This window comes from Thiomicrospira microaerophila, assembly GCF_000934765.1.
Lineage (GTDB): Bacteria > Pseudomonadota > Gammaproteobacteria > Thiomicrospirales > Thiomicrospiraceae > Thiomicrospira > Thiomicrospira microaerophila.
The window spans coordinates 20953-36148 of the sequence record NZ_JYNN01000029.1; the positions used below are offsets into that span (position 1 = coordinate 20953).

The following is a 15196-nucleotide window of genomic DNA, read 5'->3' on the forward strand; positions in this document are numbered from 1 at the left end:
GTCATTGATTCAAAGGAGTTGTTAGATGGATTTTGAGCATTTAGTTTCCACCTATGTGGTGCCCTATAGTATTAATATCGCGCTGGCGGTTGTTATCTTTATTATCGGTAAAGTGGCGATAGGCTGGTTGGAAAGAGTGGTTAAAACCGTGATGGAGAAGATGAAGGTCCAACCAATTTTGATTGGTTTTGTGACCTCTGTTGGGCGTGCCTTGCTGTATGTTATTCTGGTGGTGGCGATACTCGGTCACCTTGGTTTTGATACTACATCCCTAGTGGCGATACTGGCCGCGGCGAGTTTAGCCGTGGGCTTGGCACTTAAGGATTCGTTGAACAATTTTGCATCTGGAGTAATGTTAATTATCACCCAGCCATTCAAAGTGGGGGACTTTGTAGAAGTGAGTGGTCAAATGGGGGTGGTAGAAAAAGTCAGCTTGCTTAACTGTGAGTTAAGAACCGGCGATAACCGTCAGGTCGTTATCCCAAATGGGCAGCTTTATAAGTCCTCGTTAATTAATTACTCAACCAAGCCGACACGACGGATTGATTTGGTATTTGGTATTCATTATGACAGTGATTTACGTCTCGCGAAGACCCTGTTGCAAGATCTGATTGAGCAGGAGGAGCGAGCATTAAAAGACCCCGCGCCGCTTGTTGTGGTGTCTGAGTTAGCGGACAGCAGCGTTAATTTTACCGTTAGAATTTGGGTCAATACGGCGGATTATTGGCCGGTACGTTTTGACTATATTGAAAGAGTAAAGCTCACGTTTGATGAAAACAATATTGTCATTCCGTTCCCACAAATGGATTTACACCTTCAAGCTGAAGGCTTAGCAGGAGTAGGCTTAAGTGGCTATCAGAAAGTATAAAGGTGTTGTGCCTAAGTTGGCAGAGAGTGCCTGGGTGGATCAAAGCGCTCAGGTGATAGGGCGTTGCGAACTGTCGGAGGATGTTGGTATTTGGCCTTGTGCGGTGCTACGTGGCGATGTGAATGACATCAAAATTGGTGCCCGCTCAAACATTCAAGATGGTGCGGTGGTGCATACCACTCATGAGTCGGCGCGCTCGAAAGGCTCGAAAACTATTGTAGGTGCGGATGTGACAGTTGGCCATAATGCGGTGTTGCATGGCTGCATTATCGAGGATGAATGTTTGATTGGTATGGGGGCGGTGGTGTTGGATAATGCGCATGTGAAAAAGCATGTGCTGATCGGTGCCAATAGCCTCGTGCCAGCTGGCAAGCTATTGGAAAGCGGCTATTTGTATGTCGGTTCACCGGTTAAGCAACTGCGCGCGCTAACAGACCAGGAGAAGGCGTTTTTTAAATATTCTGCCGAACATTACGTTAAATTAAAAAACGATTTTGCGGCTGAGGATGACTAAACAAAACGGTGCATTAAGCCGCGATACATTTTTGTTTTCGGATGTGCTCTTGGCTTGGTTTGACGTGCATGGTCGCCATGATTTACCCTGGCAGCACCCGCGTACCGCCTATCAGGTTTGGGTGTCAGAAATTATGTTGCAACAAACTCAAGTGCAAACGGTGATTCCCTATTTTATCCGCTTTATGGCGGCGTTTCCGACGCTGGACGCGCTGGCTCGTGCCGACCAAGAGACCGTTTTGGCGCACTGGGCCGGCTTGGGTTATTACGCAAGGGGGCGCAATTTACATCGTGCTGCACAGCAGGTTGTTGCGTTGCATAATGGTGTGCAGCCTGCAAACTATGCGCAACTGCTCGCTTTGCCCGGTATCGGGCGCTCGACAGCAGGTGCTATTTTAGCGCAGGCACATGGCCAGGCCTTTGCTATTTTGGATGGCAATGTAAAGCGCGTGCTAACTCGATTTTATGCGATTGAGGGCTGGCCTGGTCACAAGCATGTTGAAAATCTTCTTTGGGAAAAAGCGGAAGGTCTGCTGCCAAAAGCGCGTTTAGCGGATTACACCCAAGCGATGATGGACTTAGGGGCCACCTTATGTCGGCGTACCAAGCCTAGTTGTAATATTTGTCCACTTAATTTAGCCTGCCAGGCTTATTTAAAAAATACGGTGGCGCAGTTTCCTACGCCTAAGCCTAAAAAAACGCTCCCCACTCACCAGGCCTGGTTGTTAATTACGCAGGATCATGCGGGAAAAGTGGCATTGGTAAAGCGCCCTAATAGTGGGGTTTGGGGTGGGCTTTATAGTTTGCCAGAATTTAGTGACAAAAATCAGCTCCTATTGTCTGGGGTCGATTTAGATTCTTTGCTAGAATGGCCAATGGTGCGGCACAGCTTTAGTCATTATCATTTGGAGCTGTTTCCGGTTGAAGCTAAAAAACATCGAGCGGTAGAAGAAACCGCCGAGGCTATTTATTGGATGACACCGGCGCAAGCTTTATCCCAAGGTTTGCCCGCGCCGATCAAAATAATAATAAGTAAGTTAGCGCTACATTTGTAAATTAACAACATCACTTCGGAGAAATAACATGTCAAGAAAAGTACAGTGCGTAAAAATTAAAGAAGAAATGGAGGGTTTGGAGTTTGCCCCTTTTCCAGGCGAGCTAGGCAAGAAGGTATATGACACGGTATCGAAGGAAGCTTGGAAGCAATGGCTGGCTCAGCAAACTATTTTAATTAATGAATATCGCCTATCGAGCCTTGACCCTAAGGCGCGCAGTTTTTTGCAAGAAGAAATGCAAAAGTTCTTGTTTGGTGATGGGGAAGTCGAAATGCCACAAGAGTTTAAACCTGTATAACAAAAACTCTGTTAAAATTAGCTAATTAACTTGTAAAGATGCTGAAACGTTATGACCAAAATGATCGATGTATATGTCGGGCGACAGCCTGTATTCAATGCAAACCTAAAAACCTTTGCGTATGAGTTGTTGTTCCGTGCTAACCGTGAGGACAATCATGCGGTGATCATTGGTGGTGATAGCGCTTCTGCGCAGGTGATGTTGCATGCGTTTGGTGATATTGGAATTAAGGATATAGCCGGCGATCACAAGGTTTTTATTAATTTTACCGAAGGTCTGTTGCTTCGAGAGTATCAACCTTTCTTTCCTAAAAGCAAGGTTATTATTGAAATTCTTGAAGATGTGAACGTGACGCCAAATCTATTGAGTGCGGTCAAAAAACTGCGTGAAAGTGGCTATGTGATTGCATTGGATGATTATGTGTTTAATCCAAAGCTAGAAGCATTGGAGTCGTTAGCGGATATTATTAAAGTTGATATTCTTAGAGTCGGCCCACGTCAGCTTGTCGAGCATGTTAAGCGCTTAAAAGAAAAGGGCGTTAAGTTGTTGGCGGAAAAAGTAGAAACCCGTGAGCATTTTGAGTTTTGTCGCAAAATAGGTTTTGATTATTTTCAGGGATATTTTTTTGCCAAGCCCGTTATTATTCAGGGGCAGCGTTTGCCGACCAATAAGGCAAGTGTACTGAGCTTGTTAGCGAGTGTATATGATCCTGACGTGGATATGCAAAAGCTGAGTAATATTATTTCAAGGGATGTGTCATTAAGTCAAAAGCTCTTGAAGTTTTTAGCTCAAAATCTTGAGGGAAATCATAAAATCAGTTCTGTGCATGATGCCGTGGTGCGCTTTGGCTTAACGCGATTAAAGAGCTGGGCGAGTATGCTGGTTTTGTCGGGTATTGATGATAAACCTGATGAGCTTTATCAAACAACATTAATGCGTGCTAAATATTGTGAGCTCGTCGCGCAAAAACTCAGTTTACACCCTAAAGAGCTGTATTTTACGGTTGGATTGTTTTCTACTTTTGATGCGTTGATGGATCAAACGCTTGAAAGTTTGCTGGCGAAACTCAATCTGGATGAACAAATTATTACCGCTTTGCTAAAGGGTGGAAATACCCCTGGTGTAATTTTACAGTCCGTCAAAGGGTTTGAGCAGGGTAGAACCGACTTTGAGCTTCCTCAGCGGTGCTCAGCAACGGACTTGTCAGCTTGTTATTTACAAGCGATGCAGTTTACTCAGTCGGTTATTGCAAGTTAAAGACTCGGCCTAAGAGCCTGTCGAATTGGCTCGGTAACGTAATATATCATTTCCCTTGTCAATTAAAATTAACTCCAAGCCTTTGTCGTCATAATACAAGCTTTTTATATCGTCTTGGGTGAGGTTAATTCGATCGGGCGGCCCAAAACGTTTTTCGATGGCGACTTCGGTTAAGCGGCGACGTGGCACTAAGGTCACTTCATTAATTGGATAGTTGAATAAGGCCAAGGTGTCTTCGTTGTTGAGCTGAACTTCGCGCGCGCCCTGTTTTGAAATGGTGGTGCGTGCCCCTCGGTCATAGTAACGATCTAACATCTCATCCGTCATAGCCAGTTTGATGACCAGCGAGCCGTGGATGGAGCCTATATAGGCGGAGTGGATATAGGCTTCTGCGGAGCGTTCACCACCGGGCATTTCAAACAGCTTCACTTCAATATCGCGTCCATAAAGCGCAATTAAATCCTTGAGTGTCGACTCGTTCATTACGACGCCTAGAGCATGCAGACGCCCTTGGTCGTCATACTGGGCATTCCAGGGCAGATGAGCCGTATTGAATCCTTGTTCTTTAGGCGCCAAGGTCATTAAGCCGATAAAAAGAGCAAGGCTGATTATAATAACCCAGTAGAGGGGACGAATTTTTATCATGTTGGGCGGTCTTCTTTATTTTGTTCAGTAGACGGTTTCTGGGCAGCGGGATGGTCATCAAATTCGCCGAGTTCAGTATTGGCGTTTTGACCACGCGGAACATAGTTAATCATCTTTTTGTCAATAATCCCCTTGCTGCAGTCATAGACAGAAATGCCGGTTTGTAAAAAGGTAATCAGTACGGTAAAAAAGACGATGGCGCCACCAAAGAACATGGTGATAATTTGAAAAATAGGCGTGGAGCCGCCGTCATCCGAAAAGTTATTCATGCTTAAGCCACCTGGCAGCATCCACTGTACTAGGCTATAAATGGCCACGAGTGTTAAGCCAACGATATAGCTGGCAATTAAAATGCGACCACGACGCCAAGCAAGCATCCAGTGTGCGGCGACAAACCAGGTGTCGTGTTTTATTTTTTGTTGGGCTTTATAGTAGATAAACCCCAGTACAGCCATGGATATGGCGGGAATCAAAATAAACATGGCGGGGTTGCCAGTCGTTTTTAGCACCGTTAAGGATAAAAATAAGTGGGTCAGTAAAATATTTAGATTGTAAATGTGGTGCGGGTTTTTGGCGCGTTGCGCTTCTTCATCCGTAACTTGGTATTGCATAGCGTTCTCGATTTAATAATGTAATAAAGGCGTTAAAACTCAGTTGTAATATATTGGTTCACCGCATCGGATAAGGTGCGGTAGCTGTCTTTTATTTGTGCAAATAAGTCTGCAGCGTGCGTGATGTCACCGGCGCGGCCCATGTTCTCCATCTCAAGGCACAGTGAAGGCAGTGCGATAGCACCGACATTCGCCGCGCTGCCTTTGAGTGTGTGTGCGTGATGGCGCACTTCAGGGGCATCTTGTTGTGCAATGGCCTGCTCAAGCTGGTCAATCACCGTCGGCGTTATTTCGTTAAAGCTTTCTAGGATGGACTTTAGGTCATCGCCAATGACTTCTTTTAGCATGTTGAGGTTATCATAGTCTAGAATTTGGCTCATGGAGTGGCTCCTGTGGGTAATTTGAATTGATTTAAGTAGGCGATAAAGTCGTTTGCTGGCATCGGTTTGCCAAACTTAAAGCCTTGCAGTATATCGCAATTTTTTTCTTGTAAAAATCTAAGCTGTTCTTCATCTTCAATACCCTCAGCGATCACCTCAAGATCAAGCGCATCGGCCATTGCGATGATCGTTTTGGCAATCGACTGGCCTTCTTTGGTGGTTAAGTTAAGAATAAAGGAGCGGTCAATTTTGATCGTATCAATCGGAAATTTGTGTAAATAAGCGAGAGAGGAGTAGCCTGTTCCAAAATCATCAATCGAAATAGATACCCCCATGGCTTTAAGGCTATTGAGGATGCCTATGTTATGATCAGCATTACTCATGGCAAAGCTCTCAGTGATTTCGAGGTCAATATACTTGGGCGGTATAGACGTGTGGCTAAGAAGCTGTTCAACATCCAACACCAGGTCGGTGAGTGAAAATTGGCGTGCCGAGAGGTTAATACCTACACGCATATGATCAAACCCTTGCGCATGCCATTTTTCTAGCTGACGCACAGATTCTTGCATGACATAGCGGCCTATCTCAACAATCAACCCAGTGCTTTCAGCAAGCGGGATAAAGGTGACCGGGGATACCATGCCAATATCGGGGTGAATCCAGCGCACCAAAGCTTCAGCGCCGATGGGCCGAAGGGTTTGACAGTCAACCTGGGGTTGAAAGAATACTTCGATTTGGTTGAGAGTGAGTGCACGACGCAGGTCGTTTTCGAGTAAAAGCTGTTGTTTCGCCTGCGCATTCATCTCTGTGCGATAAAAGAGAGATTGATTACCCCCCATCTGTTTGGCTTGACCACGTGCAATATTCGCTTTTTGCAGGCTGCTATCAGCGTCTTGCGCATCCTCCGGGAAAATAGTAATGCCCATGCTGTAGGTTAAGAAGAGCTCTTGTTCATCGACGACAAAAGGTTGTTTAAGATCTTGATAGAAGCGATTGACGAGTTGATTGAGCTCATTGGTATCTTTATAAGTGCGTATTAAAATGGCAAACTCATCACTGCCTAAGCGCGCGATAAAATCCCCATCACGGGTAATGCGCCGGATGCGCTGCGCTAGCGCAATTAATAGGTTATCGCCTTGGGTTTGACCTAGGTTGTCGTTAATCGTTTTAAAGCGGTCTATATCAAAAATAATGACAGCACTGGTTTGTTGTGTCGCTTGCTGACAGTGGCGGTTTAATTCCTCTGAGAAATAGGTACGATTCGCTAGTTCGGTAAGGTTATCATGGCGTGATTGATAGTCAATCATGCTCTCTGCTTTGTGGAGGCGAGTAATATCCTGCGCGGAGCCAACAATGCGCTGCATTTGCTGGTCTTGACTGTAGTGAACTTCTCCTAGACATTCGATGTGGGTAATGATGTTGTGCGCGTTTTGTACGCGAAAACTGACTTCAAGGTGCGATTGTCCACGTGCCGCTTCACTGATGGTTTGATGCAAAAGTGTTAAGTCTTGCGACAAAACGCTGGACAAAAAACGTTCCATGCTAATATGGCTTTGATTGGGAATGTTAAACAGCTTAAAAGCCGAGTCGGAGCCCGTGACGACATCATTGATGACATCCCATTCCCAATAACCCAACTTAGCCAGCTTCTGCGCGTAGGCCAGTTGTGCCTTGCTACGCCGTAAATCATCCTCAATTTGACTGGTACGTATCGCATAGCGCACCCGTTGGCTGAGTAGCGACCAGTTGATTGGCTTGGTGACAAAGTCGGTTGCCCCTACTTCAAATGCCTTATCCACCGACTCCATGTCATCGAGTGAAGTGAGCATCAGTATCGGTACGGCACGATCTTTTTCATAGTTACGAATCGCTGTAATGGCTTCATAGCCATTCATTTCTGGCATTAATGCATCCATTAACACCAGTTGCGGATGTTGCTTGATGAATTGATTAAGACCGGCACGCCCGTTATCGGCTTGAAAAATTTCAAAGCCAGAGCGCTCCAAAACCTTAGTTAGCGTGATGCGTGTAATAGGGTCATCGTCAACAACGAGGATTTTATTTGGCTGCTGATCCATAGTGTGTCCGCTTTATTTAATATAGTTTTATTCTATAGGGTATCAGTATAAAGTTAAATAGTTATCTTAGCTAAGACTAGAAAAGCGTTGCGTGGCACAGATGAGTGCATGCATTATTTCGGCTTCAAAAGCAGAGTGTCCACTTTTCGGGCATATCACCAGTTCAGCATTTGGGAGTGCCTGTTTTAATGCGAAAGCTTGGTTAACGGGGCAAACCATATCATAGCGTCCGTGTATGATGGTACAAGGAATCGAAGCAAGTTTTTCAGCCTGTTCTAGGACTTGATTAGGGGCAATGAATGCCTTGTGGATAAAGTAGTGGCATTCAATCCGCGCCATGGCTAATGCATGGTGAGGATCCGCAAAATAAGACACGGTAGCGGGATCGGTTTTTAAGTTTGAGGTGCGTCCTTCCCAGGTGGACCAGGCTTCGGCTGCGCGCATACGTGCGACTTCGTCTTGACCTGTTAGTTGGCTGTAGTAGGCTTGCACAAGGGCTTGGCGCTCATGTTTTGCAATAGGAGCGATAAAGTCTTGCCAGTGATCCGGAAAAAATTCACTCGCGCCTTTTTGATAAAACCAGTCTATGTCTTGATCTCGACATAAAAAGATACCGCGTAAAATTAAGCCCTTAACATGTTGTGGATAACTTTGTGCGTAAAGTAGGGAAAGTGTTGAGCCCCAGGAGCCACCAAACAATAGCCAGCGTTCGATTTGTAGATGATGTCGAAGTTGTTCAATATCATTAACTAAATGCGTGGTCGTATTATGATGGAGCTCGGCATGAGGACGTGATCGTCCGGCGCCGCGTTGATCAAATAAGATAATTTGATAAGCATGAGGGTCAAAAAAACGACGGTGCTCGGCTGTGCACCCGCCACCTGGACCACCATGTATAAACAGCACAGGCTGACCTTTTGGGTTGCCTGATAGTTCATAATAAATCTGATGGCCGTCACCTACATCGATAAAGCCAGTGTGGTAGGGCTCAATCGGCGGGTAGAGTGATAGCATGGGTCGTCCTTAGGCTTTTGATGAACGGCTGTTACGTTTACGTTCGTTTTCAGTTAAGTGCTTTTTACGAATGCGAACAGATAGAGGGGTCACTTCAACCAACTCATCCTCATCGATAAACTCAAGCGCTTGTTCTAATGTAAAGCGAACAGGGGGGGTTAGTACGATCGCTTCATCCGTACCGGAGGCGCGCATGTTGGTGAGTTGCTTGCCTTTCAGAGGGTTTACGGTCAGATCATTCTCACGACTGTGTAAACCGATGACCTGGCCTTCATATACTTCATCGCCGTGCCCGATGAATAAGCGGCCACGTTCTTGTAGGTTAAATAGTGCAAAGCCGAGTGCTTTACCTGTGCTCATGGCAATCAATACACCACGGGTGCGCTCACCAACACTGCCATCAAATCGAGGGCCGTAATGAGAGAAACTGCTAAAAATTAATCCGTTACCCTGTGTAGCGGTCAAGAACTCACTACGGTAACCAATCAAGCCGCGTGAAGGAACGGTGAAATCAATACGTACACGACCTTGGCCATCTGGCACCATGTCGCTCATGATCGCTTTACGCATGCCAAGCTGCTCCATCACAGTACCTTGGTTTTCTTCAGGTACATCAACGGTTAGGGTTTCATAAGGCTCACAAATTTCGCCATCAATCTCACGGAAAATAACTTCTGGACGTGAAACACCTAGCTCAAACCCTTCACGACGCATGTTTTCGATTAATACCGACAAATGTAATTCGCCACGACCGGATACTCGGAATTTATTTGCGTCTTCCGTGTCTTCAACACGCAAGGCTACGTTGGTCAACAACTCTTTGTCTAAGCGCTCACGAATTTGGCGTGAAGTGAGTAACTTACCTTCTTGACCCACAAACGGCGAGTTATTCACTTGGAAGGTCATGCTGACAGTTGGTTGATCAACTGAAAGCGCCGGTAGGGCTTCAGGGTGGTTTGGGTCACATAGTGTGTCTGAAATAGTCAGTGGATCTAAACCACTAAAGGCGACAATGTCACCGGCATGCGCTTCAGAAATATTGACACGATCAAGACCTTTAAAGCCAAATAATTCAGCGATTTTGGCGTTACGTTTTTTGCCATCTTTGTCGACAACCGCGACAGACATGCCTGTTTGAACCGCACCACGTTTGATGCGCCCCGTGCCAATAACGCCCTTGTAGGTGTCATAAGCGAGTGATATACACTGTAGCTGGAATGGGCCACCTAGGTCAACATCGGGTGCGGGTACTTTATCAACGATAGTTTGAAAAATAGCGGTCATGTCGCCGGAGCGAACATCTGCGTCATAGCCAGCATAGCCATTAAAGCCAGAGGCAAACAAAATCGGGAAGTCCATTTGTTCATCGGTTGCACCTAAACGATCAAACAAGTCAAAGGTTTGATCGACAACCCAGTCAGGACGTGCTGCATCGCGGTCAACCTTATTGACAACAACAATCGGCTTTAATCCGCGCTGTAGGGCTTTTTGGGTTACAAAGCGTGTTTGTGGCATCGGGCCTTCAACGGCATCAACTAATAGCAATACAGAGTCAACCATGGATAAAATACGTTCTACTTCACCACCGAAGTCGGCGTGGCCAGGGGTGTCAACGATGTTGATACGGTAGCCATTCCAGTCTACAGCCGTATTTTTTGATAAGATAGTAATTCCGCGCTCTTTCTCTTGGTCGTTAGAGTCCATAACACGTTCGCCTTGATCTTTACGTTCATCAAGGGTGCCTGATTGGCGGAGTAGTTTGTCAACAAGGGTGGTTTTACCGTGGTCAACGTGGGCAATTATAGCGATATTACGAATATGATCGGTGGTCATGAAGAAAAAAACCTGTAGAAACGTTCAAAAAGAAGGGATTATACTGGAAAATAAAATAAACTTGAGAAAAAGATGATGACAAATCAATTAAATATCAAACAAATGCCGACTGACGCTGGTCAACGGCCTCTTGAAGAAAACGTGATTTTCACAACGCGGCCGGATTGTGAAAATCAACAAACCCGCCGCGTTGAAACCACGGCATGCGGTTTAAAAGTGGTTGAAAGTCCTGACGATGAAGTGTGTGAGTTCTAGTTGGACGGAACGCAAGCAGGCCGCGCTTAGTTAGTTTTTAGGGTGTTCGTGATGCATGTAGGTTTGCAGAACGCCATAAGCCATCGTGCCTAGCAGTAAGCCAACAAAGGTGAAAATAGCGCCGATTTTTCCTTCCGCTATCATGGCGGGTATCGTGCCAGGGCAAGCGGCGGTCATTCCCCAGCCGATACCAAACAGCATCGCACCCAATACGAGCCCTTGTTGATAGGGTTTTTTTACAAAATCGACAGGTGTTTTGGTGACGACGGCGTTGATGCGAAAATATTTGAGTGTAAAGACGCCCATCATCGCGACGACGACCGCCGTGACAATGACTTCCATCAATTGAAAATCTTGAAACAAAAACATTTGTGCATGAAAGTCATAGGTGGTTGCTCCTGCACGGCTCATCAAAAATCCAAATAAGGCGCCCATGCCGAGCGCGATGATATTTACTTTTTTTGTCATGGTCATGATTTAGAATCCAAATAAAAGATGAGTGGTAATCAGCGCACTACAAAAGAAAACCGCACCCGCCAACAGACTGGCGGGATTAAGCATAGCGCCGCCAACGAGGGCGTGTCCTGTGGTGCAAGCACCGGCTAAGCGTGCGCCAAAACCGAGTAACATGCCGCCAAAAATCAACCAGATCGCTTTAGCGGAGTAGGTTTGTGGTAATACTGCCTCATACATACCCATGTCAAAACTTAAATGCCAGCTGTCCACCGAGGTGAGTGCTGAAATAAGGCCACCGAGTGGAATACCGATCAAAAACCAGAGTTTTGAGTTGTTAAGGTCGGTGTATTCGCCCATCCGAAAAAACTTAACGCGTTTACAGACTAGGCCACATAGGTTGCCATAACCCGTTGAGCAGCCAGCGGGCTTGCCGAGCAGCCAAAAATGCAGCGTAACAAATAAACCTATTGCAATGCCCGCGAACCAGCCAGACCAAATTGTAATTTCCATTTTATTTCTCTTGTTAAAATTTTTAGTTATTCTCTATCAGTTAGGCCATAAAGAAAAGCTTGAGGTTTTTACTGGGATATAAACAAGACTTATCAGTAAATCGGCCTGGTTGAAAAATGTGTAGCCTAATCGGCATCCGGTTGGGAGGCTGAAATGGCGTTTTGTGCTTCTTCTAAGCTGGCAAAAAGTTGGAAGTTGGCATCAAATTTATCTAACCCATACCTTGCTAAAGTGCGCAGTGGTTGGAATTGTAGTTCACTTAGATAAACAGCAACACCTTGTTGATGCGCGCTGGCAACAAATCGGCGCAAGGCCGAAAGTCCGCCCGAATCAAGAATCGTTACCGCATCCATTTGAATAATGATGCCTTTTTTATCGGGTATTTCATCGATGAGTTCAGCAAAAATACGATCGGCGGCGGCAAAAAATAACGGGCCTTGAATGCGATACATCATCCAGTTATCGGGCAGTTCGATTGATTTGTAACGCTTGTGATCGGCGATATTTTGTAGCCTAGTCATTTCAGCGATGTCTTTAATAAACAGCACCGAGGCTAGCACCATGCCGGTAATCACGGCATACACAATATCAACCAGTAAGATTAAACTAAAGCAGGCGAGATAAACCAATAGATCGCTTTTTTCAGCGCTACGGATCAATGTAATCGCACGCGGAAACGCGCTCATGTTCCACGCGACAACAATTAACAACGCGGACATAGCGGCGAGTGGAATATGTTCTAGCAACCCGGCTAAAAAATAAATAGCAAACAGCACCATCAGCGCATGCACCATAGAGGCCACCGGCGAAACGGCACCCGCCCGTAGATTGGTAACCGAGCGCGCTATTGCACCGCTAGAGGCAAAACCGCCAAACAAGGCTGAAGCGATGTTGCCAAAGCCTTGACCTTGTAACTCACTATTCGGTGAATGTCGGGTTTGCGCTTGGTTATCGAGCACGGTAGCGCAAAATAACGACTCCATCGCAATCAATAGTGCAAGGGTGACACCGATCGGCAGTATGAAGATCAGCAGCGTCCAGGCTGAAGCCAGATCAAGCTGGATAAGTTGTTGTACCACTTCAGGTATTTGAAAGGGCGGTAAGTGGTGAGGAATTTCGCCAAATAGCTCGCCAATGGTAACGATTTGCGCGCCCTGTTGATTCCAGTAAAAAGCAATAAACGCGGCAATAATCAGGCTGGGTAGGTGTCCAGGAAATCGAACCTTGAGTTTTTTCCATCCAATCATAAATGCGAGTGTGCCGATGCCAATCAGTGTTGATGGCCAATGAATATCGCTAACCAGCGCTTGCAGCATCACGCGCATGCGCTCTAAAAATTGAGTCGGCAGGTTTTCTAGTCCCAGTCCAAAAAAGAAGTTGGTCTGTAAAAGAATAATAATCGTCGCAATTCCGGTGGTAAAACCAAGGGTAATGGTTTCAGGAATGTACTCAATCCAACGTCCAAACCGATAATGCGCCATAAAAATAAGCAGCAAACCGGTCAAGAAAGACACAAGTGTAATACCCAGTAGACCGTAGGCTTCGTTGACGGGAATCAGCAGAATAACGAGCGATGCGGTTGGGCCTGCTACACTAAAGCGTGACCCACCTAATAGCGCCGTGACAAAGCCAGCCACGATGGCGGTATAGAGACCGTATATTGGCGAAATGCCAATCCCTATCGCCAGTGCCATCGACACAGGAATCGCCAAGATGCCTACCGTCAAACCCGCGATAACATCTTTACCAAGGTGCTGGGGGCGATAGCCTTCTTTTTGGATAAAGTCACGCAGACCATAACCGAGTTTAATATTTGTTAAATGATTTCGTTGTGACATAAAGTGCTGTGATTTATTAAGGGGTGAAGTATGTACAGGCGGTTTGTTAGCTTTATAATACAATTGCTAAACTTAATGGTAGGAGATTATACATGGCAAAACGTAAAGCGCAGCATAAACAGCAACGTAATATTGTGTTTTTGGAGATGATGGCCACATTGGGTGGAAAGTCGGTCAGTCACCGTTCTAAAAAAGATTATCGTCGACAACCAAAACATCGTCACACACAGGCGGACGCCAACAACGCAAAAGGCTGGGATTCCCAGCCTTTTTTATTGGGCACGGCTTATGTTAAAATTAATTAAAAATTGAGAGGTTAACGTGTGATGACAACAATTAATATTTCTTTGCCAGGGCCTGTGTGCGATTGGGTTAATAGTCAAGTAGCCAACAGTCAATATAAAAGTAACAGTGATTATGTTCTTAATTTGATTCGTCAAGATCAACAAAGATTAAAAAAAATTAAAGTGATGCAAGCGCTGATAGATGAAGGATTGGCAAGTGGCATAGTGGAAAATTTTGACCCCAAAACTTTCAAACAAAGAATGCTTGAGAAAGCACGTGCCCAGTTATAAGCTGGCACAGCTTGCTGAGCGAGACTTGGAGGCTATTTGGGATTATAGCTTTGTTAACTGGGGGGTAAGCAAAGCGTCTAGTTATCTTGATGATTTACTGACGACTTTTGAATTATTAGCAGAACACCCAGAAATGAGTTGGCTTCGAACGGAGTTCATTCCAGCAGTCAGGATTCACCAGCACGCCCACCATTTGATTGTTTATCTGCAAGATGAAACGGATATCCACATTGTTCGTGTGTTACATGAAAGTATGAATGTAACAGATCATCTTTAACCCGGATGTTTAGCTTCGCCTTCTTCGATTCATAAAGTTCACGCGCACTCACTTGGCTTGTCTATTAATTCCTCAGCGCTTTTTCTCAGTCGGCTGTATGAATAACTATAGCAATTCTTCGAGAAAAACATTGGAAAACCAATATCCTGCGCGATCATCGCGCGAATTTATGAAGTATCCGGGCTAAATAATATGAAAAAACACGCGTCATTGCGAGGCCGAAGGCCGCGGCAATCTCTTGCAGACTGCGCGCGCCCTTGAGAGATTGCCGCGTCGCTGCGCTCCTCGCAATGACAGGCATTTTCTAAGCTTAATGGCAATGACGTTCAATGTGGGAGCGCGTGTTGGTTATAACTTGTTGATTTATAATTTAAGAGTAAGCGTCCGACCGCACCCATACTAGTCGCCCCATCCTAAATCTGCCATCATGAGCGTGTCAATTAATCCAAGGACGCATCATGAACAAAACAACGCAGCTCGACAAAAAAGCCACTTTTTGGCGCACACATCTTGATCAATGGCAACGCAGTGAGCAGACACAGACCGACTACTGCAAAACCCATGAGCTCTCACGTGATCAATTTGCCTATTGGCGCAAGCGATTTTTGCGCTGCGCACCCACTGCAGCACCTGCACTCGTGCCTGTGCATATTCATACGCCGGATCCGGTTGAGCCTGTTGAACCTGTTGAGCACATTGATTTCATCAACCTACATCATGGGGCGTGCCGTAT

The 15196-nt window shown here is 45.7% G+C and carries 19 protein-coding genes; 10 read left to right on the forward strand and 9 right to left on the reverse strand.

Features of this window, described 5'->3' with window-relative positions; translation table 11 throughout:
- The first annotated feature begins 25 nt into the window (after positions 1-25).
- Genes NA59_RS09745 through NA59_RS09765 form a run of 5 tightly spaced genes read left to right on the forward strand, consistent with a single transcriptional unit; the run spans position 26 to position 3991 of the window.
- Positions 26-868, forward strand: coding sequence for a mechanosensitive ion channel family protein (locus NA59_RS09745; RefSeq protein ID WP_044411682.1), 843 nt, complete (start codon positions 26-28; stop codon positions 866-868).
- On the forward strand, positions 849-1382 hold the full coding sequence (locus NA59_RS09750; RefSeq protein ID WP_044411684.1) for a gamma carbonic anhydrase family protein: 534 nt from the start codon (positions 849-851) through the stop codon (positions 1380-1382). The genes NA59_RS09745 and NA59_RS09750 overlap by 20 nt, the downstream gene beginning before the upstream one ends.
- Positions 1375-2436, forward strand: a complete 1062-nt coding sequence (gene mutY / locus NA59_RS09755) for an A/G-specific adenine glycosylase (protein ID WP_044411686.1) — start codon at positions 1375-1377, stop codon at positions 2434-2436. Before NA59_RS09750 ends, mutY begins: the two co-directional genes overlap by 8 nt.
- 28 nt (positions 2437-2464) lie before the next feature.
- Entirely contained in the window at positions 2465-2734 is a 270-nt protein-coding gene (locus tag NA59_RS09760; protein ID WP_044411689.1) for an oxidative damage protection protein, read from the forward strand.
- Positions 2735-2785: 51 nt separating this feature from the next.
- Positions 2786-3991, forward strand: coding sequence for an EAL and HDOD domain-containing protein (locus NA59_RS09765; RefSeq protein WP_052501593.1), 1206 nt, complete (start codon positions 2786-2788; stop codon positions 3989-3991).
- 9 nt (positions 3992-4000) lie between these two features.
- Here NA59_RS09765 and NA59_RS09770 read toward each other — a convergent pair whose 3' ends face one another.
- From NA59_RS09770 to typA, 6 genes are all read right to left on the reverse strand, one after another.
- Positions 4001-4636, reverse strand: a complete 636-nt coding sequence (locus NA59_RS09770; protein ID WP_044411692.1) for a hypothetical protein — start codon at positions 4634-4636, stop codon at positions 4001-4003.
- Positions 4633-5247, reverse strand: a complete 615-nt coding sequence (locus NA59_RS09775; RefSeq protein WP_044411695.1) for a hypothetical protein — start codon at positions 5245-5247, stop codon at positions 4633-4635. The genes NA59_RS09770 and NA59_RS09775 overlap by 4 nt, the downstream gene beginning before the upstream one ends.
- Before the next feature lie 32 nt (positions 5248-5279).
- Positions 5280-5627, reverse strand: coding sequence for an Hpt domain-containing protein (locus NA59_RS09780; protein WP_044411698.1), 348 nt, complete (start codon positions 5625-5627; stop codon positions 5280-5282).
- A complete protein-coding gene (locus NA59_RS09785) occupies positions 5624-7705 on the reverse strand; it encodes a two-component system response regulator (RefSeq protein WP_044411701.1) in 2082 nt (693 codons plus the stop codon). Before NA59_RS09785 ends, NA59_RS09780 begins: the two co-directional genes overlap by 4 nt.
- A 66-nt stretch (positions 7706-7771) precedes the next feature.
- Entirely contained in the window at positions 7772-8719 is a 948-nt protein-coding gene (pip, locus tag NA59_RS09790) for a prolyl aminopeptidase (protein ID WP_044411704.1), read from the reverse strand.
- A 9-nt stretch (positions 8720-8728) separates the two neighbouring features.
- Positions 8729-10552 carry a translational GTPase TypA gene (typA, locus tag NA59_RS09795; RefSeq protein ID WP_044411707.1) on the reverse strand — a complete coding sequence of 608 codons (1824 nt, stop codon included), beginning with the start codon at positions 10550-10552 and terminating at the stop codon, positions 8729-8731.
- Positions 10553-10624: 72 nt separating this feature from the next.
- On the opposite strand from typA, the gene NA59_RS09800 reads away from it, so the two are divergent.
- Positions 10625-10807: a hypothetical protein gene (locus tag NA59_RS09800; protein ID WP_044411710.1), complete on the forward strand. Its 183-nt coding sequence runs from the start codon at positions 10625-10627 to the stop codon at positions 10805-10807.
- 30 nt (positions 10808-10837) lie between these two features.
- Here NA59_RS09800 and NA59_RS09805 read toward each other — a convergent pair whose 3' ends face one another.
- From NA59_RS09805 to dauA, 3 genes are all read right to left on the reverse strand, one after another.
- Positions 10838-11281, reverse strand: coding sequence for a DUF6691 family protein (locus NA59_RS09805; protein WP_044411714.1), 444 nt, complete (start codon positions 11279-11281; stop codon positions 10838-10840).
- A 3-nt stretch (positions 11282-11284) separates the two neighbouring features.
- Entirely contained in the window at positions 11285-11773 is a 489-nt protein-coding gene (locus tag NA59_RS09810) for a YeeE/YedE family protein (protein WP_044411716.1), read from the reverse strand.
- A gap of 125 nt (positions 11774-11898) precedes the next feature.
- A complete protein-coding gene (gene dauA / locus NA59_RS09815) occupies positions 11899-13611 on the reverse strand; it encodes a C4-dicarboxylic acid transporter DauA (RefSeq protein WP_044411718.1) in 1713 nt (570 codons plus the stop codon).
- 92 nt (positions 13612-13703) lie between these two features.
- Between dauA and NA59_RS09820 the strand changes: the two genes are divergently transcribed.
- The 4 genes from NA59_RS09820 to tnpA all read left to right on the forward strand — a co-directional run.
- Positions 13704-13916, forward strand: coding sequence for a hypothetical protein (locus NA59_RS09820; protein ID WP_044411721.1), 213 nt, complete (start codon positions 13704-13706; stop codon positions 13914-13916).
- 21 nt (positions 13917-13937) lie between these two features.
- Positions 13938-14186 carry a ribbon-helix-helix domain-containing protein gene (locus NA59_RS09825; RefSeq protein WP_044411724.1) on the forward strand — a complete coding sequence of 83 codons (249 nt, stop codon included), beginning with the start codon at positions 13938-13940 and terminating at the stop codon, positions 14184-14186.
- Positions 14173-14463 (forward strand): type II toxin-antitoxin system RelE/ParE family toxin, encoded by a 291-nt coding sequence (locus NA59_RS09830; protein WP_044411727.1) that lies wholly within the window; start codon positions 14173-14175, stop codon positions 14461-14463. Before NA59_RS09825 ends, NA59_RS09830 begins: the two co-directional genes overlap by 14 nt.
- A gap of 458 nt (positions 14464-14921) precedes the next feature.
- Positions 14922-15196, forward strand: a 275-nt coding sequence (tnpA, locus tag NA59_RS09835; RefSeq protein ID WP_044411729.1) for an IS66 family insertion sequence element accessory protein TnpA, incomplete at its 3' end; no start/stop codon positions are given.